The organism is Serratia sp. root2 (assembly GCF_031931805.1).
Taxonomy (GTDB): Bacteria; Pseudomonadota; Gammaproteobacteria; order Enterobacterales; family Enterobacteriaceae; genus Serratia; species Serratia inhibens.
Window position 1 is genome coordinate 2,651,639 of the sequence record NZ_JAUJXB010000001.1, and the last position, 18,783, is coordinate 2,670,421.

The following is an 18,783-nucleotide window of genomic DNA, read 5'->3' on the forward strand; positions in this document are numbered from 1 at the left end:
CCTGTTTCATGCGCTCAGCCGGCCGACTAGCGCGTACCGATGTTGCGTAATGGCTCGCCGGCCATCAGATTGCGTTCGATATGTTCCAGAGAGATATTTTTGGTTTCCGGGATCAACGCCAGCGTAATAAAGATAAACGCCACGTTGAGCGCCGCATAAACCCAAAAGGTATAGGCGCTGCCCAGCGAGTTGAGCATGGTCAGGAAGGTCGCGCCGACGATCATGTTGGCGATCCAGTTGGTGGCGGTGGAACAGGTGATGCCAAAATCACGGCCTTTCAGCGGCTGGATTTCCGAACACAGCACCCAAATCAACGGACCGGCGCTCATGGCGAAACCGACAATAAACATCAATAACATGATAACGGCGAAATATTGCGTCGCCGGCGTACTCATGCCGATGCTCATCATTGTTCCCAGAGCGCCCATGCCCACCGCCATGACGATAAAACCGAGGATCAGAGTCGGTTTGCGGCCCCAGCGATCCACCAGCCCAATGGCGATAAAGGTCGCCAGCACGTTAACCAGCCCGACGATCACCGTTCCCCACATCTGCTGTTCGGTACTGGCAAAGCCCGCCAGGCCAAAAATCTTCGGCGCGTAATACATGGTGACGTTCATGCCGGTAAACTGCTGCATCACCTGCAACAAGATGCCGAGGAAAACGGCGCGGCGGAAATTTTTATTATCCTTGAACAGCGCCCAGCCGCTTTGCTTCAGCTTGAGGCTTTCACGGATTTCGTTCAGTTCATGCTGCGCCTGGGCGCTGCTGTCGCGCAGTTTCTCCAGCACCTGACGCGCCTGTTCATGGCGATTGCGCGAGGCCAGCCAGCGCGGGCTGTCCGGCAGGAAGAACACGCCAATCAGCAGCAAGCCGGCCGGAAGGGTGATAACTCCCAGCATCCAGCGCCAGGCACCGGTGTAACTGAACGCGGTATCAGACAGGTAGGCGGCCAGAATCCCGATGGTGATCATCAATTGATACATCGAAATCATGCTGCCGCGAATTTTCTCCGGCGCGATTTCAGACAGGTAAATCGGCGCGGTATAGGAAGCGATGCCCACCGCCAGCCCCAGCAGAATGCGCGAGAGTATCAATATGTCCACATTGGGTGCCGCTGCGGAACACAACGACCCCACCACGAACAGGATAGCGCCGATCATCAGGCTGTATTTGCGCCCGATGCGGAAATTCATCCAACCGCTGCCCACGGCGCCGACCGCCGCGCCGAACATCATCGAGCTGACTACCCACTCCTGTTGGGAGCTGGTGATGTGAAAAGAGTCGGCAATAAACGGCAAAGCGCCCGCGATCACGCCGATATCCAGACCAAACAGCAGCCCGGCTAACGCAGCCAGAAAACAGACGAAAAAAGTCATACCGGCATTCGTCTGGCTTTTATCAGCCGACGCAATTTTGGCGGTAGCACTCATACAGCCTCCAATAGATAACGTTGAATCAGTTAGCCGTCATGATAGGAGGCAATCCGCAGAAGGTAAGTGAGTGAGATCACATTAGTGGAAACGGTTACATTATTTTAATTTCCAAAAACTCACGTATCGACAAGAGAAACTAAACATATAACATTGATTATATTTAAAAATAACTTAAAAACACTTGCTGACACTATCAAGATAAAAAACGTCACTTATCAAACGTCGATATTAACTCTGAAGGAGAGTCATTTATTTGTAAGCGATTTCACTTGAGTCAACTCCCCAACGACGGAGAAATGTGGAGGAGGAAAAGCCGCTTTCAGGCAGGTGATCTGGAAAGGAAATGTGTGTATTTTCAATGGCAAAGGTATCGGCCCGGCTCCCGATAACAGGGGCCGGGCCGACTATACTGCGGCTTAACCGTCGTAGCTGCGGAACAATGCCTGGCCACGCAGCAACCGCACGCCCAGCCAGCCGCCACATAACGACAACAGCAGCGCACTGAGCAACGGCAACGCCCACCACAGCACCGGCGTTGGTGCCCACGGGAAGTCGAATACCTGGCTTTGCAACAGCCACAATGCCGCTTCCGCCCCCACCGCAGCGGCTACCCCTGCCACCAGCCCCAGCAGCGCAAACTCGCACCACAGCGTGCTGCGCAACAGGCGCTTGCCGGCACCCAGGGTACGGTACACCACCAGTTCCTGGCGCCGTTGCCGCATGCCCACCTGCACCTGCGCCATCAGCAACAAGCCACCGCAAAGCACCACCAGCACCACCATCACCTCCAGCGCGCGGCTGACCTGTTGCAACACCCCGCCGACCTGTTTCAGGATTGACCCGATGTCCAGCAGGCTGAGCGTCGGGAATTGCCGGTTGAGCTGGGTCAGCATCTGGCCGTCCCCGTCATAGCGGAAGCTGGTAAGCCAGGTCTGCGGTTGGCCGTCCAGCGCACCCGGCGGGAAGATGAAGTAAAAGTTCGGCTTCAGGCTTTCCCAATCCACCTGCCGCAGGCTGGTGACCTTGGCGCTGAACGACTGGGTGTCGCCGCTGAAGGTCAGCGTGTCGCCCAATTTAATCTTGAGCCGCCCGGCAATGCCTTGATCCATCGACACCTCGCCGGCCTTCGGTGGCCAACTGCCCGCCAGCAATGGATTGTGCGCCGGCAGATCCGCCAGCCAGGTCAGGTTCAACTCACGGTTAACGGCCTCACCGCCCGGATCGTCCTCATGCACCCGCTCGGTCGCCACCTGCTGATTAATCTCGGTCAGGCGCACGCGCACAATCGGGTAATAGGTTTCCGGCTTGACCTGGTGCTGCTGCAGGAAGGTTTTCACCTGCGGTACCTGCGCTTCGGTCAGGTTCAGCAGGAAATAGTTCGGGCTGTCCGGCGGTAGCTGCTGTTGCCAGCGCTCAAGCAGATCGCCACGCAGCACCAGCAACAACGCCAGCAGCATAAACGACAGCGAAAACGCCGCCAGTTGGCTGACCGTTACCCAGGGTTGATGCAGCAGGCGATTGACCGCCAACCGCAGCGCCAGGTTCTTCAGCGTAATGCGGCGCAGCAGCAACAAGCTGCCCCAGCCGATAGCGCCCAACAGCAGCGCCAGCACCAGAATACCGGCGAGGATCGACCACAGCAGCGTGCTGGCCCCCATTAATGCGGTCAGCAGCGCCACCACAATCACCGCCGTCACCGGCAGGAAATAGCGCAGCGGCCAGACGTTAGCCACCACGTCACGGCGCAACACCCGCAGCGGTTGGGTCGCCAGCAATTGCCGGTACGGCCGCAACCCCACCAGCAGAGAAATCATCAGCAACGCGCCGATCGCCCACAACCATGGCCAGGCCCCTGCGACAGGCAATTCCACCGGCAACACCGGTGCCAGCAGCCTGATCAGCACCGCTTCAAACCCCAGACCGATAATGCCGCCGCACGCTGCCGCCAGCAAAATGACCGCCAGCCACTGGCCGACAATCAGCTTGCGCAAGGCGCTGCGGCCGGCACCCAGCGTTTTCAGCACCGCGATCAGATCGTAACGGCTGCGGCAATAGTGGCTCATCGCCACCGCCACGGCGGCAATCGACAGCAGCAGAGTCAGCAGCGCCGACAACAACAGGAACTGTTGCGATCGCTGCAGCGATTTGCCCAGCGCGCTGCCGGACTCCTGCAATCCAAACCAACGCTGGTCGGGCTGAAGTTGCGGTGTCAGCCGCGCTTCGTAACGCTGAATGTTCTCCGGGGCGCCGGCGAACATATAGCGGTAGCTCAGGCGGCTGCCCGGCTGCACCGCCCCGGTTTTATCCACATCCGCCAGGTTGATCATGATGCGCGGCGCAGTCTGGAACGGATTGAAGCCGGAGTCCGGCTCCTGAATAATTTCACCGGCAATGCGCAGGCGGGTGTCGCCCACGTCCAGCGAGTCCCCCACTTTCACATTCAGCAACGCCAGCAAACGCGGCGCCACCAGTACCGACCCCGGAGCAAGCTTGACGTTGGCCGGGCGCGTTTCCAGCTTGCCGTACAGCGGATAGGCCAAATCGGTGGCTTTCACATCCGCCAATTGCGGCCTGTCGCCGGCGTAAGTCATGGTGGTGAACGACAGCTGGCGGCTCACTTTCAGCCCTTCCTGCCGCGCATCCAGTAGCCAGCCTTCCGGCACCGGACGCGCGCTGCGCAGCACCCGGTCACCGGCGATAAAATCACGGCTCTGCTGGCTCAGCCCCTTGTCCATGCGATCGCTGATACTCCCCAGCGCCAGCACGCAGGCCATCGACAGCGTCAGCGCCAGCCAGACGATCAGCAGTGACGGCGATCGCCACTCCCGCCAAAACCAGCGCCAGATCATGCTTCCTCCCACAGCTTGCCTTCACGCAGGCGCAACCGCCGCTGGCAGCGCGCCGCCAGGGTTTCGTCATGAGTGACCAGGATCAGGGTGGTGGAAAAATCGCGGTTGAGGGAGAACAGCAAATCGGCGATGCGTTCGCCGGTCTGGCGATCGAGGTTGCCGGTAGGCTCATCGGCAAACAGCACCCGCGGCCGGCCGCTGAACGCACGCGCCAACGCGACCCGCTGCTGCTCGCCGCCGGAAAGTTGCGCCGGCAGGTGATCGAGCCTTTTGCCCAGCCCCAACTGCTCCAGCAACTGAACCGCCTGCTCGCGGCTCTGCCTGTCGCTCTCACCGCGCAGTAGCGCCGGCAATTGCACGTTCTCCAGCGCGTTGAGCGTCGGCACCAGCATGAATGACTGAAATACGAAGCCGACGTTTTTGGCGCGCAGGGCCGCGCGCCCTTCTTCGTCCAGAGCGGTCAGCGATTCCCCCAATAAATGCACGTCCCCTTCACTGCCGTCGTCCAACCCGGCGAGGATCCCCAACAGCGTCGATTTGCCCGAGCCGGATTCGCCAATCAGGGCAATTGTCTGTGCGGGTTTGACAACCAGCTCGACTCCGGTAAGGATGGAGAGCTGATGCTCACCCTGACCAACGTGTTTACTAAGATGATGAACTTCAAGAACGTTTTCCGCTGGCATCTTCCCTTCCTTTTGCTGTTGGGATTATTCAGTTTACGCGCTGCCGCCGCCGATACCTTATTGATTTTAGGCGACAGTTTAAGCGCCGGTTACCGCTTGCCGGTGGCGCAGGCCTGGCCGACGCTGCTGGCCGACCAATGGCAGAAAAAACCGGGCGATCCGCAGTTGGTGAACGCCAGCATCAGCGGCGACACCGCCGCACAAGGGCTGGCGCGCCTGCCCGCACTGCTGAAACAACACCAACCGCGCTGGGTGCTGATCGAACTGGGCGCCAACGACGGCCTGCGCGGTTTCCCGGCGCAGGACGTGCAACGCGATCTCAGCCAGATCATTACTCTGGTGCAGCAGGCCGGCGCGCAGCCGCTGCTGATGCAAATCCACATTCCGCCCAACTATGGCCGCCGCTATACCGAGGCTTTCAGCGCGATTTACCCGCAGCTTGCCAGACAGTTCAACATTCCGCTGCTGCCGTTCTACATGGAACAGGTGGTGATCAAAGCGGAATGGATGCAGGATGACGGATTGCACCCCAATAAGGACGCCCAACCGTTTATCGCCACCTGGATGGCGGAACGCCTGGAACCTCTAGTAAAACATGAGTCTAACTAAATAGGGTTGTACACTAGGTAAAGTTATGCAAAAAGCGGTATTGATAACCGGCTGTTCCAGCGGGATAGGACTGATTGCAGCGCAGGATCTGCGTAATCGCGGCTACCGGGTGCTGGCCGCCTGCCGCAAGCCGCAGGACGTGGAAAATATGCGTCAACTGGGGCTGGAAGGCATTGAGCTGGATCTGGACGACAGCGACAGCGTCGAACGCGCGGCAGCGCAGGTGATAGCGCTGACCGGCGGCCGGCTGTATGGCCTGTTCAACAACGGCGGCTTCGGCGTTTACGGCCCGCTGAGCAGCATTTCCCGTCAACAGCTGGAGCGGCAATTCTCCACTAACCTGTTTGGCACCCATCAGTTGACCCAGTTGCTGTTGCCGGCGATGCTGCCGCACGGCGAAGGGCGTATTATACAAACCAGTTCGGTGATGGGGCTGGTCTCCAGCGCCGGACGCGGCGCCTATGCCGCCAGCAAGTTTGCGCTGGAAGCCTGGTCCGACGCGTTGCGCATGGAGCTGCACGGCACCGGCATTCAGGTAAGTCTGATTGAACCCGGCCCGATTTCGACCCACTTTACCCAAAACGTGAACCAGGCGCAGAGCGATAATCCAGTGCATAACCCCGGTATCGCCAAACGTTTTACACTGCCGCCGGAGGCCATTTTGCCGAAGCTGCGCCACGCGCTGGAAAACCCGCGCGCCAGGCTGCGTTATCCGGTGACCTTGTTGGCGCACGCGCTGAGCGTATTGCGCCGCGTTCTACCCGGCCGCTGCCTGGACTGGCTGCTACGCAGCAACGGTTAATTTGGGTATCGGGGTTGAAGAATGCCGCCCCGCCCCCATCTAAAAGCCAATGGCTCCGCAAGATCAGAGAGAAAATTACATGCTAGCTCAAGCTGTTGTTGATATTAACGAAACAAACCTGCACCAAACGCTGGAACAATCGATGTCCCTGCCGGTGCTGTTCTACTTCTGGTCAGAGCGCAGCCAACACTGTCTGCAGCTCACTCCGGTACTGGATAAGTTGGCGGCGGAATATGCCGGTCAGTTCGTGTTGGCCAAAGTGGATTGCGACGTAGAACAAGCGATCGCCGCCCAGTTCGGGCTGCGCTCCCTCCCTACGGTTTACCTGTTCAAAGACGGCCAACCGGTCGACGGCTTCCAGGGCCCGCAGCCGGAAGAAGTCATCCGCGAATTCCTGCAGCGCTTCCTGCCGAAGGCTGAAGATCTGAAACTGGCACAGGCAACCGAACTGCTGGCTGAAGGGAACGCGGCTGAAGCGCTACCGCTGTTGAAAGACGCCTGGCAAGCCAGCCAGCAACGCAGTGATATCGGCCTGACACTGGCAGAAACCCAGATCGCGCTGAACCGCAGCGAAGACGCCGAGGCGGTGCTGGCGACCATCCCATTGCAGGACCGCGATACCCGTTATCAGGGCCTGGTGGCGCAGATTGAATTGCTGAAGCAGGCCGCCGACACGCCGGAAATCCAGCTATTGCAACAACAGGTGCAACAACAGCCGGAGAATGTCGATTTGGCCGTGCAGCTGGCGCTGCAACTGCATCAGGTGGGGCGCAACGAAGAAGCGCTGGAACTGCTGTTGGGGCACTTGAAGAAAGATCTGGCCGCCGCCAACGGCAGCGCGCGCAAGACGCTGATGGATATTCTGGCCGCACTGGGCACCGGCGACGCGCTGGCCGCCAAGTATCGGCGTCAGCTGTACTCTCTGCTCTACTAAATACCCGTCATACTTGAAGCTGCATCTGTGTTGGCTGCGTTTAGTTACGTGGCCCGTCCATGGGCCACGCCCCTTCGGGGCCGCTGCAAGCAGCGTTCAAATCTGCTCCCGGCAGGTTTGTCACCCCAGTCACTTACTTGAGTAAGCTCCTGGGGACTCACAAACTTGCCGCGTTACTCGGCAAAGCCTCGCCCCGTAGGGGCCAGCGCAAGCGCTGTTCAACAAAACCGTTGGTTCTGTTGTGATGCAACTCCAATTATTTAGGGTATACCCTTCGTTATTTGGGGCAAATCCCCTATGGATTTCCCGTCACATCTAGGCGGCAAACGCGAGAATCCCTGGGAGCTTAGATAACTAAGTGACCAGGGTTCGAACGTGCAGCCAACGCCGAGGCAGCTTGAAATATGACGAGGATATTAGCGGTAAACCCGCACCCCACCCTCGACGCCTTTCGGGCTGAACAACACTTGCCACAGCTGAATATCGCGCGAACGGAACGCGCCGGCGCAGGCATTCAGGTAATAAGTGAACATCCGCTCGAAGCGCTCAGAGTAATTTTCTGACAGCGCCGGCCACGCCCGTTTGAAATTCTCGTACCAGGCCATCAGCGTGCGATCGTAATCGGCACCGATATTGTGCCAATCCTCCATCACAAAACGCTTTTCGCTGGCTTCGGCGATGTGGCGTACCGAGGGCAGACAGCCGTTGGGGAAGATATATTTATCAATCCAGGCATCGACGTGGAGATTGGTTTGGTTGGCGCCAATGGTATGCAACAGGAACAGGCCATCGGGCTTCAGATTGCGCTCGGCGACGCTGAAATAGGTGTCGTAGTTTTTCGGCCCGACGTGTTCAAACATGCCGACGGAAACAATGCGGTCAAACTGGCGGTTCAAATCGCGGTAATCCTGCAGCAGGATCTCCACGTCCAACCCCTGGCAGCGCTCCTGAGCCAGCTTTTGCTGCTCGGCCGAAATGGTCACGCCGTACACCGATACGCCGTAATTTTCCGCCGCATACTGCGCCAGCCCGCCCCAGCCGCAGCCGATGTCCAGCAGTGACATGCCCGGTTTCAGTTGCAGCTTCTCGCAGATCATTTTCAGCTTGGCCAGTTGCGCCTGCTCCAGCGTTTGTGCGTCCTTCCAATAACCGCAGGAATATTGCATATAGGGATCGAGCATCGCACGGAACAGATCGTTGCCGATGTCGTAATGCTCTTTCCCCACCTGCCAGGCGCGTTTGCGCGATTGCCGGTTAAACAGCCGCGCATAGGCGATCCGCGTGATGTCCGACAGGCTTTTGGGCAGGCGTTCATCAACGCCGAAATGCAGGATGCGGGTAAATAGCGCGTCCAGCCTTTCGCAATCCCACCAGCCGTCCATATAGCTTTCGCCAAACCCGAGCGAGCCTTCCTGCAGAATGCGTTTAAATAAGCCCGGATTATGCACCTGAAGATCAAATGCATTATTCCCGTTGATGGTAATGCCGGCCGCAGCCAGCATTTCTTCCACGATGAGATACCAGCGATCTTTTTTCTGGGCGAGTTCATCGACACTGATTGAGTCCATAACGATCCTTGGCGCAAGATGTCACTTCAAAAAGCATAGTCGCAAATAGAAATGACAAAAGTTTGAAAATAAGCGCAGCGACCGATCCCACTCTAGCCAAGACAGACAACGTCATGAAATGAATTAAAATTATTGGAAACATGCCAATTTGGCATAATTAACGCGGCCATACCGCCGCGATTTACGTCAAAAGGCCCTTTCGAGGCGATCAGCGCGTGATCGAGGTGCCCGCCCGGCCCGCCAATAAAGCCTCAATATCCTGCAAGCCGCCGATATGCGCGGTGTGGCCGCTGTGGTCCACAAAGCGGCTTACCGCCGTGATTTTAGGCCCCATAGCGCCATCAGCCACCGCCATAGGTGCCAGTTCACGCGTGGTGGCGCTGCGAATGGCTTTTTGCTGTGGCGTGCCCCAATGCCGATAAACCGCATCGGCGTCGGTGAGAATAACCAGATGATCGGCCGCCAACTCTTCAGCCAGCAGCGCCGCCGCCAGATCCTTGTCGATCACCGCTTCACTCCCCTCCAGCCCTTGTTCACCCGCCACCATCGGAATACCGCCGCCACCGTTGCAAATCACAATGTGATCCATAGCCAGCAGAGCCTTAATCGCGTCGATATCAATAATTTTTTTCGGTTCCGGCGAAGGCACTACCCGCCGTATATATTTGCCATCCGCCTTCATCGTCCAGCGATACTTCACCTCCAATTCCTTTCGCTGTTCCGGTGAATAAATCGGCCCAATAAATTTACTCGGCGTCAGGTAATCAGGATCCTGAGCATCAACCAGTACGCGCGTCATCAGGGTTGTGACCGGCTGAGACGGGTGGCTGGCATTCAGTTGCTGAGCCAGCATGTAACCAATCATGCCCTGACTTTCGGCCACCAGAATATCCAGCGGATAAGGCGGCACATCGCGGTAAGCCAGGTTTTGCAACGCCAGCAGCCCCACCTGCGGACCATTGCCATGCACAATGGCGATACGGTATTTTTTTGCCAGTTTGCCGATAGCGCCGGCGATTAAGGCAATGCTTTTATACTGGTTTTCAGCAGAAAGCGTGGCTCCACGCTGTAATAAGGCGTTTCCGCCCAAGGCAATGACCAATGTTTTCATGTTTGTCCCCGTAATTAAGTCATAGATCCCCTGCCGAATAACGATTCGGCATAGCCTCTAAATTCCTGCAGCAAGGTGGCGGTTAATAAAGTGCGTTAATCGCGATGACGCCTAGCCACACGCCTAACAGCGTGTCGGCACCCGAGAAATGACCCAGGCGCAATACCTCATCAATCGCGGAGGACAGCCTTTCCGGCATCGATAATCCCTGCGCCAGTCCGTGTAACGGCGTAGAGAAAATGCCTTGCTCGGCATAGTGCAGATAATGTGCGCTGACCCGCGAGGTCAGTTCACCGAGCGCCGCCGTGCGTTTGAAAAATGGCTGCAGTGCAGCGACCTCAACGCGGTTATCGAGATACGCGATCAACAGCATGCCCAACAGAGTGTCATCATTGCTTGGCGTCAGCCCTGGCCCCTTCCCCAGAACGCTGCGCCAGTCGACCTCATCACCCTGTAACCAGCGGGAAAAACATCGGGATAATGTGGTCAGCTCCGGGTTCAGCGGCCGCGCGACTATATGGCCCAACGGGCCGAACAAGCCGCAAGGGGCGGTCACCGGCAGCAAGACTCCGGTCAAGGGTTGCATGGGAACCTCAGCGCGCTCGCTCAGGGCCAGGTTCCTTCGCTTCCCCTGCAAGCCGATGGTTATGGTACCCAGCGTCAGCCCCTCGAGGGAAAACCTGCCGCATCCGGCAACCGGCAACCGCTGGAGTACACGGTCAAAATCGCCGCTTCCGATCTGCCACCCCATGGGGCTGAGGCCATGGCCCGCACGGTGCAGGGTCAACAGATGGTCTTTTTCCGTCAGGAAATTGATCGCATTGTTGAACCTGCCTGCACAACGCAATTGACCATAATCCCGCGTCACATGCCGGCTGACGGCTAGCGTACCGATATTCATATTCCCCCCGCGGCTCGTTAAGCCGTGATGCCCAACTTTGCGGCCAGCGCTTCGATTGCCTGTTCAAAACACGCTAACGGAGCACGCACGGTGCCGGCGCCGATCTGCCCGACGCCCGCCTCACGGTGAGCAATTCCGGTATTGATCAACGGAGTGATGCCGGTTTCCACCACTCGCCGGGCGTCCAGCCCCAGGCAGGCCCCCTGGAAATCCCAGGTGGGGATTTGCAGCATCATGTTGCGCTCAAGGTAAATCTCCGCCATTTCGTCAGAAATATCCGTGGCGGCGCTCATTCCCCCGGAGGCACCGACGAAGCGCGTCACGCCCGGTGCCGCCACCATCGCCGCACCGCCAATGCCAAAGGTTTCGGTAATGGCGCTGTCACCGATATCCGGGTTGGCGTCGGCCTGGCTAAAGCCGGAGAAGAACAGCCCTTCCGGCGTATTCACCGGCGCGGTAAACCAACGATCGCCCATCCCGCTGATTTTGACGCCGAAGTTCTTACCGTTGCGGGTCATCACCGTCACTATGCTGCCCTGTTCAATCTCTGCGCCGGCATCCATCGCGGCTTTGCAATAGGCCATCGCCAGATTGAGGAAGAACTGGTCGGTGATGCTCAGGAACTGCATCACCTGCGCCAGCTCGGCGCGATCGCGCTGCAACAGGCTGATTTCCGGTGCCAACCGCCGCATCAGCAGCGCCGAGGCCGCGATGTTGCGCTGGTGGAACTCGTCCCCCATGGTGATCGCCTGCGCCATAAGCGCGGTCAGATCAATGCCTTCGTCTACCGTCGCCAGCACCTCTTTCAGTACCGGCGCCAACGAGTCGCGCATCCAGCGCAAGCGCTTCTGCACGTCCGCACCATAGGCGCCAAAACGCATCACTTTGCCGATGCCTTCGTTCATGTTGCAGTAAGCGTAATTGCCGTGAACGGTATTCTTGACCACCACCATCGGCATATTGGCCGAGGTGATGCCGCCCATAGGGCCAACCGCGCTGACGTTATGACAAGGAATAAACTCAATTTCCCCCTGGCTCAGCAAAGCCAGCGCCTGCTGTTCATCCTGCGCCCAATCCTCAAATAAACAGGCACCAATGCAGGCACCGCGTACCGGACCGCTCATTTCCTGCCAGGTGACCGGCGGGCCGGCGTGCAACAGTTTGCGGCCCTGGGCCAACTGCGGGATCAGATGCTTCGCCAGATCCACATCCTGCCAATGGGGACGCGCTTCACGGATACGGGCGATAACGGCGGCGTTTGCTTGTTCAATAGTTGCGTACATATCCCTTCCTTACTTTAATTTTTTCAAGATGTTGGCCAGACGGTGATTCCCACCGGCAACCGGCGCCCACTGGTAATGCACCACGGGGATTTCACTGGTTTGCAAATCGCTGGCGAAGCTGCGCAGCCCGGCGTTAATCACGGAAACACCGGATAACAGTGCCGGACGGACGCGTTCGACCGGCGGCAATACGGGGCTAATCAACTGGTGCGCCAACACCGCCGCCGCGGGCAACGAAGGCATCACCGCTATCCCGGCATCTTGCAGCGTAGTGATTTGCCGCGATCGCTGTTGCGGATCCCGTTCGGTTCCGGTCACGGTGGCGATGACGGCCAGCGGGTGGGTATGGCCGCGTTTTTCACGCACTTTCGCGACCTCAGCCGCCAATAACGTCGCCGGGTCTTCCTGCGCCCCAAAACCAATCACCACATCCAGCAGCAGTACGCCCACCTCTGGCTGCTGCGCCAGACGGGCGATTTCGTGATTGCGGGCTGCGGGATCGATCATCGGGTGCGGGCGGCCCTGAGTGTAAAAATCATCTCCCATGTCAATAATCCGATGACCGTCGGCGGCCAGCATTGAACCGCGCGTATGCTCGCTGTCTATCGGCAGCCGCAGTTTCTCCGCCAACAGCATCGCGCACTCTGCGGCCAGCGTACCGCCGGCATACAGACCGGCGATTTTTCCGCCGGGGACAGCAGGCTGTTGCGCGCCCTGTTGCTGCACGTTGCCCAACATCGCCGCCAGCCGCGCCGCTTCATCCAGCGAGTCGGCAAAATAGAGGTTGCCGTCCTGTCGCACTTCGGCTTTGGTGCCAAGAAACAGCGCCACTACCGGCTTGCCCAGGGCCTTCATCTCTTCGATTACTTTCTTCCGCACCGCCGGCGCAGGCGGTTTGGAGACAAAGGCCAGCACCAGGCTTTGCGGATCCGCCGCCAGCATTCGCAGCGCACTGATGGCGCTGATCCCCCCGATCTCTGCGGTCAAATCCCGGCCGCCCAGGCCAATGGCATGCGAGATCCCCTGCCCCGCCAGGGTAATTTGCGAGATAAGCTCCTGAATGCCGGTGCCGGACGCCCCGATAATGCCGATCGCACCGCCGGGAGCGACATTGGCAAAGGCCAGCGGCGCACCGGCAATACAGGCCGTACCGCAATCAGGCCCCATGACAATCAGCCCTTTTTCGCTCGCCTTGGTTTTTAACGCGACTTCATGCTCGATGCTGACGTTGTCGGAAAACATCATCACGTTACAGCCATCGTCCAACGCCCGATCGGCCAATTCCGCCGCATACTCACCGGCAATGGAGATCAGCACCAGATTGGCATCGGGCAATTTCTGACGGGCAGTGCGCCAACTGCGCGCCTTGAGCAGCTTTTTGCCGCCCTGGCCACCCAGGGCGATCGCCTTGAGCGCGGTATCCAGTGCAGCGCCAATCTCTTCAGCAATAGCGTCATCGGCAGAGTCCGTTTTGATCGCCACGCAAATATCATTCGGCGTGGCGTCGCTGAACTCGGGATGCCAGAAACCGGTCACTTCCAATAAAGATTTATTGGCCGGCGTGCCCATCATTACGGATATTTCGTCAACCCTGGGAGAGTCACTGAGTTTCCGGGAGATCAACATCAGGCTAACCGAATCCTGAAAGCTCCCTTTTTTAATAAAAGCATGAATCATGATGATATCCTTAAAACGGCATTTGATATTCGTTTAAAAGTTATCTATCAAGCTACAAATTTAAAAACAGGTCAAAGGTGAGTGTTATCACACTTCACCCATTATTAGAAAAAATGATTCAATACCCCACAAATTAATTAACCCAGGCAAACAACCTCGGTTATCAAAAATATTCTAACAATCAATTATTAATTCAATAAATTTTTAAACCAATCGAATAAAACGCACCTGGATCACATTATTCCCAGCCGGTGTTTATACATTACAACACAGAGGCGAATTAAATAAACCGTAGTGAAAAAAGGACTGTATATGAAGGTCTCTAAACAACAATTACACCAGCTTATTCAACAAAAAATTCATGCTGCGGGTCTGAGCCAGGAGCACGCGAGCATCGTCGCCGACGTGCTGGTTCACGCGGACGCACGCGGCATTCATTCCCACGGCGCAGTCAGGGTTGAGTATTATTCGGAACGCATCAGCAAAGGGGGCACCAATAACCACCCGCATTTCAGCTTTGAGAAAACCGGGCCCTGCAGCGCTATCTTCGATGGCGATAACGGTGCCGGGCACGTCGCAGCCAAATTGAGCATGGAACATGCCATCACCATGGCGAAAGAAAACGGCGTGGCGGTGGTAGGCGTGCGGCGCATCGGCCACAGCGGCGCGCTGTCCTATTTTGTCCAACAGGCGTCGCGGGCCGGCATGATTGGCATCTCGCTGTGCCAGTCCGATCCGATGGTAGTCCCCTACGGCGGAGCGGAGGTCTACTACGGCACCAACCCCATCGCCTTCTCCGCACCGGCTGAGAGAGAAGAGATCGTCACTTTCGATATGGCCACCACCGTGCAAGCCTGGGGCAAGGTGCTGGACGCCCGTTCACGCAATGCTTCTATTCCCGACACCTGGGCGGTGGATGCCGAAGGCAAACACACCACCGATCCCTTTGCCGTCAGCGGGCTGCTGCCGATTGCCGGGCCGAAAGGCTACGGCCTGATGATGATGGTCGACGTGTTATCAGGCATATTGCTCGGATTGCCCTTTGGCAAACATGTCAGCTCGATGTATCACGACCTCAGCGCCGGCAGAGAACTGGGGCAATTGCATATCGTGCTTAATCCGGGATATTTCACCAATGAGCGCGCCTTCCGTAAAAACATCAGTCAGGTAATGAAAGAGTTAAACGAAATTAAACCGGCACCAGGGATTAACAAAGTGTTCTACCCAGGGCAAAACAGTCACGCCCGGGAAATAGAAAGTGAAAAGAATGGCATCGAAATTGTTGATGAAATTTATCAATACTTAATTTCCGATGATATATACCAACGTTCCTACGACCATAAAGATCCATTTGCCAGTTAAAGCCTTCGTATAAACGTTAGCCTTTACCTGACGGCGTCAATTTATTTATAGGCGCCGTCAATAAAAGTCATCTTCATAACCTATCTCAATGGAAAAATGCAGGTAATCGAAAGCGAGTTAATTCCGTTACCCCATTGCCACTGAGAAATTGAAAGCGGGCAGGTAAAAATGAAAGACTTCCAACAAGAAATTAATGATATTTCCGGCTGGTTATCAAAAATAGGCGCAGACCCCAGCGGCGGCATGACGCGCCTGCTCTACACCAAAGAGTGGGTTGAGGCTCAGAAGGCGTTGAAAAACACCTTTGACGCCGCAGGACTAAAGACCTGCCACGACGCCGTCGGCAATCTGTTTGGCCGCCTTGAAGGCAGCAAATACCCCGACCAGGTCATTCTCTGCGGCTCGCATATCGATACGGTGGTGAACGGCGGCAACCTTGATGGGCAATTCGGTATTGAAGCCGCCTATCTGGCCATCAAACATCTGAAAGAAACCTATGGCGCGCCGCTGCGCAGCCTGGAGGTGATTGCGCTGGCGGAAGAAGAAGGCAGCCGCTTCCCTTATGTGTTCTGGGGAAGCAAGAATATCGTCGGCCTGGCCCGCCGGGAGGACGTGCAACGCATCAGCGATGCCAAAGGCATCGGTTTTGTTGAAGCCATGCACCAGGCCGGTTTCGATTTCCGGCCGGCTCACCAGCCGCTGCGCACAGATCTCGCGGCCTTTGTCGAGATCCATATCGAGCAAGGCAAGGTGCTGGAAACCGAAGGTAAAACCATCGGCGTAGTGACCAGCATCGTCGGTCAGCGGCGTTACGACATCCGGCTGCAGGGCGAATCCAACCATGCGGGCACCACCCCGATGAGCTACCGCAAAGATACCGTCCACGCCTTCAGCCGCATTTGCTGCGAATCCATCGCCAAGGCACACGCCGAAGGCGACCCGCTGGTGCTGACCTTCGGCAAGGTTGAACCCAAACCGAATACCGTCAATGTGGTGCCGGGCTTTACCCACTTCACCCTCGATTGCCGCCATACCGATCAGGCCACCCTGCTGCGTTTCACTCAGGAAATCGAGGGCGATATTCGGCGTATCTGCGCGGAAATGGGCATTGAGGTCGAGATCGACCTGTGGATGGACGAAGCTCCCATTCCCATGGACAAACAACTGGTCAAATGCGTCAGCCAATTGTGCGAAACCCAGAAGTTGAATTTCCGCATGATGCACAGCGGCGCCGGGCACGATTCGCAGATTTTCGCCCCGCACGTGCCGACGGTGATGATGTTTGTGCCCAGCATTGCCGGCATCAGCCATAACCCGGCCGAAAAAACCGACGTCGCCGACCTGAACGAAGGCGTGAAGATTCTGGCTCAAACGCTGTACCAGTTGGCCTACACCGAACGGGGGGCCAACGTATGAGCACCGCAACGGCCAACCAGGCTTTCGATCCGCGCTACTGGAAAAAAATCGTCGTCGTGCTCTGTCTGGGTTGGGCGGTCATCTGGATTTATCGCACCATTCTGACCCCCATTTTTCCCGAGATCCAACAGACCATCGGCGCGCATTCCAACGCGGAAATGGGATTGATCGCCAGCTTCTACTTCTTTGCCTATACCGGGATGCAAATCCCGGCGGGCATCCTGGTGGACAAGTTCGGCAAGAAAGTGGTGCTGATCCCAGGCTTTTGCCTGTTCATCATCGCCACCCTGCTGGTTGGCAATGCCACCAGTCTGACCATGGTGTATGCCGGCAGCCTGCTGGCGGGGATGGGTTGCGGCTCCTATTACGGCTCGGCGTATTCCCTGTCGTCAGAACATATCCCCCTGGAACGCCGTGGATTGGCTACTGCGGTGATTAATAGCGGTTCGGCGCTGGGCATGGCGATTGGCCTGATCGCCTCCAGCCTGCTGGTAAAAAGTATCGGTATGAACTGGCAGATCATGCTGTTCATCATCACCGGGCTGCTGGCGGTAATGACCCTGGTGTTCGCCATGGTCATCAAAAGTTCGTCGTATCAGGCGCCGCCGCCGGTCGCCGGCCAAAGTACCGCACACAAGGTGGCCGAAGAAGAACAGCAGGCCAGCGGCCTGTTCAGCCTGCGCATGATCTCCGCCTATGTGATGTACTTCGCCACCTGTTACGGCTACTACATGATCGTCACCTGGCTGCCCTCTTTCCTGCAACAGGAACGGGGATTTGAAGGCGTGGCCATCGGCTTCTCCTCCGCTCTGGTGGCCTTCGCTTCGGTTCCGGGCGCTCTGTTCTTCAGCCGCATGTCCGATCGTTTCAGAAACAAGAAGGTGCAGTTAATCATCTTCCTCGAGCTCTGCGCGGCGGTGATGCTGGTGTGTACCGTGATATCGCCGGACTCCACCATGCTGCTGGTCAGCCTGATCCTTTACGGACTGCTGGGCAAGCTGGCGGTCGATCCGATCATGATCTCCTTCGTGGCAGACAATGCGCCGAAAAAAGGCTATGGCACCAGCTTTGGCGTATTCAATTTCTTCGGCATGTCCTCGTCGGTTATCGCCCCTTTTCTGACCGGCGTGATCTCCGACAACACGGGTTCCAAAGTGATGGGCTTTTACATTTCCGCCGCCATCCTGCTGGTCGGCACCGTCATTTTCTTCACCGTTAACGTCTTGATGAAACGAACCACTCAACCGCAGGCGGCAACACAGGCCTGACACCGCTTTATTACCGGGCGCAATTTCGGCGCTCTCTCAACGATCAGGAGAACGAACGTGGGTTACTTCAACAATCAAACCGGTTATCCAACCGATATTCTGGCATCACGCGCGATTATCAAACGCAGCAACTATGCACTGATCCCGCCGGACGGGTTGGTACGCAATATCATTCCCGGCTTTGAAAATTGCGACATCACCATTTTGTCGACGCCAAAGCTGGGGGCCACCTTCGTCGATTATCTGGTCACGCTACACGACTGCGGGCGCAACACCCGGGGGTTTGGCGGCGAAAACGTAGAAACTTTCGTTTATGTCATCGACGGCGCGATCACCGCCTCCGCGGACGCCACGGACTATCCACTGACCCGCGGCGGTTACCTTTACTGCCCGGCCGGCGTGACGCTGCGGCTGGAAAATACCAACGGCGGCCAACCCAGCCGACTGTTCATGTACAAACGCAACTATCAGCGCATCAAGGGTTATGAAGCGCACGTCGTCAGCAATAACGTCGACAATCTGGAGAAAATCCATTACGAGGGCATGAGCGAGGTCATACTGCAGGATCTGTTGCCCAAAGATCTCGGTTTTGACATGAACATGCATATCCTCTCTTTCAAACCCGGCGCCAGCCACGGTTATATCGAAACCCACGTGCAGGAGCACGGTGCTTACATCCTGAGCGGTGCCGGGGTGTATAACCTGGACAACGAATGGGTACCGGTGAAACAGGGCGATTACATCTTTATGGGTGCCTACGTGCCGCAGGCAGGTTATGCGGTCGGAAAAGAAGAGTTCAGCTACATTTACTCCAAAGATTGCAACCGCGACGTCGAACTGTAAGTTCCGGCTGTCGGAAGATGACAAGGCCACCTGCATCCGCA

At 57.2% G+C, this 18,783-nt stretch carries 15 protein-coding genes; 7 read left to right on the plus strand and 8 right to left on the minus strand.

Annotated features, from left to right (window positions below; all coding sequences use genetic code 11):
- Positions 1–26 precede the first annotated feature (26 nt).
- The 3 genes from QZQ97_RS12320 to ybbA all read right to left on the minus strand — a co-directional run bounded on the left by QZQ97_RS12320 (position 27) and on the right by ybbA (position 4,968).
- A complete protein-coding gene (locus QZQ97_RS12320; RefSeq protein WP_311993647.1) occupies positions 27–1,433 on the minus strand; it encodes a sugar porter family MFS transporter in 1,407 nt (468 codons plus the stop codon).
- A gap of 419 nt (positions 1,434–1,852) precedes the next feature.
- The gene (ybbP, locus tag QZQ97_RS12325) at positions 1,853–4,285 is read right to left on the minus strand and encodes a putative ABC transporter permease subunit YbbP (protein ID WP_311993648.1); all 2,433 of its coding nucleotides are present in this window, start codon (positions 4,283–4,285) and stop codon (positions 1,853–1,855) included.
- Positions 4,282–4,968, minus strand: coding sequence for a putative ABC transporter ATP-binding protein YbbA (gene ybbA, locus QZQ97_RS12330; RefSeq protein ID WP_004949414.1), 687 nt, complete (start codon positions 4,966–4,968; stop codon positions 4,282–4,284). Before ybbA ends, ybbP begins: the two co-directional genes overlap by 4 nt.
- On the opposite strand from ybbA, the gene tesA reads away from it, so the two are divergent.
- From tesA to QZQ97_RS12345, 3 genes are all read left to right on the plus strand, one after another.
- Complete coding sequence (tesA, locus tag QZQ97_RS12335) at positions 4,939–5,577, plus strand: multifunctional acyl-CoA thioesterase I/protease I/lysophospholipase L1 (protein ID WP_311993928.1); 639 nt, start codon at positions 4,939–4,941, stop codon at positions 5,575–5,577. The two genes, ybbA and tesA, sit on opposite strands and share 30 nt — an antisense overlap.
- A 25-nt stretch (positions 5,578–5,602) precedes the next feature.
- Positions 5,603–6,379: an SDR family oxidoreductase gene (locus tag QZQ97_RS12340; RefSeq protein WP_311993649.1), complete on the plus strand. Its 777-nt coding sequence runs from the start codon at positions 5,603–5,605 to the stop codon at positions 6,377–6,379.
- A 79-nt stretch (positions 6,380–6,458) separates the two neighbouring features.
- On the plus strand, positions 6,459–7,313 hold the full coding sequence (locus QZQ97_RS12345; RefSeq protein WP_311993650.1) for a co-chaperone YbbN: 855 nt from the start codon (positions 6,459–6,461) through the stop codon (positions 7,311–7,313).
- A gap of 416 nt (positions 7,314–7,729) precedes the next feature.
- On the opposite strand, the gene cfa is transcribed toward QZQ97_RS12345, so the two are convergent.
- From cfa to QZQ97_RS12370, 5 genes are all read right to left on the minus strand, one after another.
- Positions 7,730–8,881, minus strand: coding sequence for a cyclopropane fatty acyl phospholipid synthase (gene cfa / locus QZQ97_RS12350; RefSeq protein WP_311993651.1), 1,152 nt, complete (start codon positions 8,879–8,881; stop codon positions 7,730–7,732).
- A 208-nt stretch (positions 8,882–9,089) separates the two neighbouring features.
- On the minus strand, positions 9,090–9,992 hold the full coding sequence (locus QZQ97_RS12355; protein ID WP_311993652.1) for a carbamate kinase: 903 nt from the start codon (positions 9,990–9,992) through the stop codon (positions 9,090–9,092).
- A gap of 82 nt (positions 9,993–10,074) precedes the next feature.
- A complete protein-coding gene (locus tag QZQ97_RS12360; RefSeq protein WP_311993653.1) occupies positions 10,075–10,893 on the minus strand; it encodes a DUF2877 domain-containing protein in 819 nt (272 codons plus the stop codon).
- 17 nt (positions 10,894–10,910) lie between these two features.
- Positions 10,911–12,176 carry a DUF1116 domain-containing protein gene (locus QZQ97_RS12365; protein WP_311993654.1) on the minus strand — a complete coding sequence of 422 codons (1,266 nt, stop codon included), beginning with the start codon at positions 12,174–12,176 and terminating at the stop codon, positions 10,911–10,913.
- A 9-nt stretch (positions 12,177–12,185) separates the two neighbouring features.
- Positions 12,186–13,853, minus strand: coding sequence for an acyl-CoA synthetase FdrA (locus QZQ97_RS12370; RefSeq protein ID WP_311993655.1), 1,668 nt, complete (start codon positions 13,851–13,853; stop codon positions 12,186–12,188).
- Positions 13,854–14,165: 312 nt separating this feature from the next.
- Between QZQ97_RS12370 and allD the strand changes: the two genes are divergently transcribed.
- From allD to allE, 4 genes are all read left to right on the plus strand, one after another.
- Positions 14,166–15,215, plus strand: coding sequence for an ureidoglycolate dehydrogenase (gene allD / locus QZQ97_RS12375; RefSeq protein WP_020438569.1), 1,050 nt, complete (start codon positions 14,166–14,168; stop codon positions 15,213–15,215).
- 168 nt (positions 15,216–15,383) lie between these two features.
- Positions 15,384–16,631: an allantoate deiminase gene (gene allC / locus QZQ97_RS12380; protein WP_020438568.1), complete on the plus strand. Its 1,248-nt coding sequence runs from the start codon at positions 15,384–15,386 to the stop codon at positions 16,629–16,631.
- A complete protein-coding gene (locus QZQ97_RS12385) occupies positions 16,628–17,899 on the plus strand; it encodes an MFS transporter (RefSeq protein WP_311993656.1) in 1,272 nt (423 codons plus the stop codon). Before allC ends, QZQ97_RS12385 begins: the two co-directional genes overlap by 4 nt.
- A 57-nt stretch (positions 17,900–17,956) precedes the next feature.
- Positions 17,957–18,742 carry a (S)-ureidoglycine aminohydrolase gene (gene allE, locus QZQ97_RS12390; RefSeq protein WP_020438566.1) on the plus strand — a complete coding sequence of 262 codons (786 nt, stop codon included), beginning with the start codon at positions 17,957–17,959 and terminating at the stop codon, positions 18,740–18,742.
- The last annotated feature ends 41 nt before the right edge of the window (positions 18,743–18,783 follow it).

Excerpts from the sequence above, each read along its gene's own strand:
- QZQ97_RS12320 (WP_311993647.1), bottom strand. The coding sequence starts at position 1,433 with ATGAGTGCTACCGCCAAAATTGCGTCGGCTGATAAAAGCCAGACGAAT.
- ybbP (WP_311993648.1), bottom strand. The coding sequence starts at position 4,285 with ATGATCTGGCGCTGGTTTTGGCGGGAGTGGCGATCGCCGTCACTGCTG.
- tesA (WP_311993928.1), top strand. The coding sequence starts at position 4,939 with ATGAACTTCAAGAACGTTTTCCGCTGGCATCTTCCCTTCCTTTTGCTG.
- ybbA (WP_004949414.1), bottom strand. The coding sequence starts at position 4,968 with ATGCCAGCGGAAAACGTTCTTGAAGTTCATCATCTTAGTAAACACGTT.
- QZQ97_RS12340 (WP_311993649.1), top strand. The coding sequence starts at position 5,603 with ATGCAAAAAGCGGTATTGATAACCGGCTGTTCCAGCGGGATAGGACTG.
- QZQ97_RS12345 (WP_311993650.1), top strand. The coding sequence starts at position 6,459 with ATGCTAGCTCAAGCTGTTGTTGATATTAACGAAACAAACCTGCACCAA.
- cfa (WP_311993651.1), bottom strand. The coding sequence starts at position 8,881 with ATGGACTCAATCAGTGTCGATGAACTCGCCCAGAAAAAAGATCGCTGG.
- QZQ97_RS12355 (WP_311993652.1), bottom strand. The coding sequence starts at position 9,992 with ATGAAAACATTGGTCATTGCCTTGGGCGGAAACGCCTTATTACAGCGT.
- QZQ97_RS12360 (WP_311993653.1), bottom strand. The coding sequence starts at position 10,893 with ATGAATATCGGTACGCTAGCCGTCAGCCGGCATGTGACGCGGGATTAT.
- QZQ97_RS12365 (WP_311993654.1), bottom strand. The coding sequence starts at position 12,176 with ATGTACGCAACTATTGAACAAGCAAACGCCGCCGTTATCGCCCGTATC.
- QZQ97_RS12370 (WP_311993655.1), bottom strand. The coding sequence starts at position 13,853 with ATGATTCATGCTTTTATTAAAAAAGGGAGCTTTCAGGATTCGGTTAGC.
- allD (WP_020438569.1), top strand. The coding sequence starts at position 14,166 with ATGAAGGTCTCTAAACAACAATTACACCAGCTTATTCAACAAAAAATT.
- allC (WP_020438568.1), top strand. The coding sequence starts at position 15,384 with ATGAAAGACTTCCAACAAGAAATTAATGATATTTCCGGCTGGTTATCA.
- QZQ97_RS12385 (WP_311993656.1), top strand. The coding sequence starts at position 16,628 with ATGAGCACCGCAACGGCCAACCAGGCTTTCGATCCGCGCTACTGGAAA.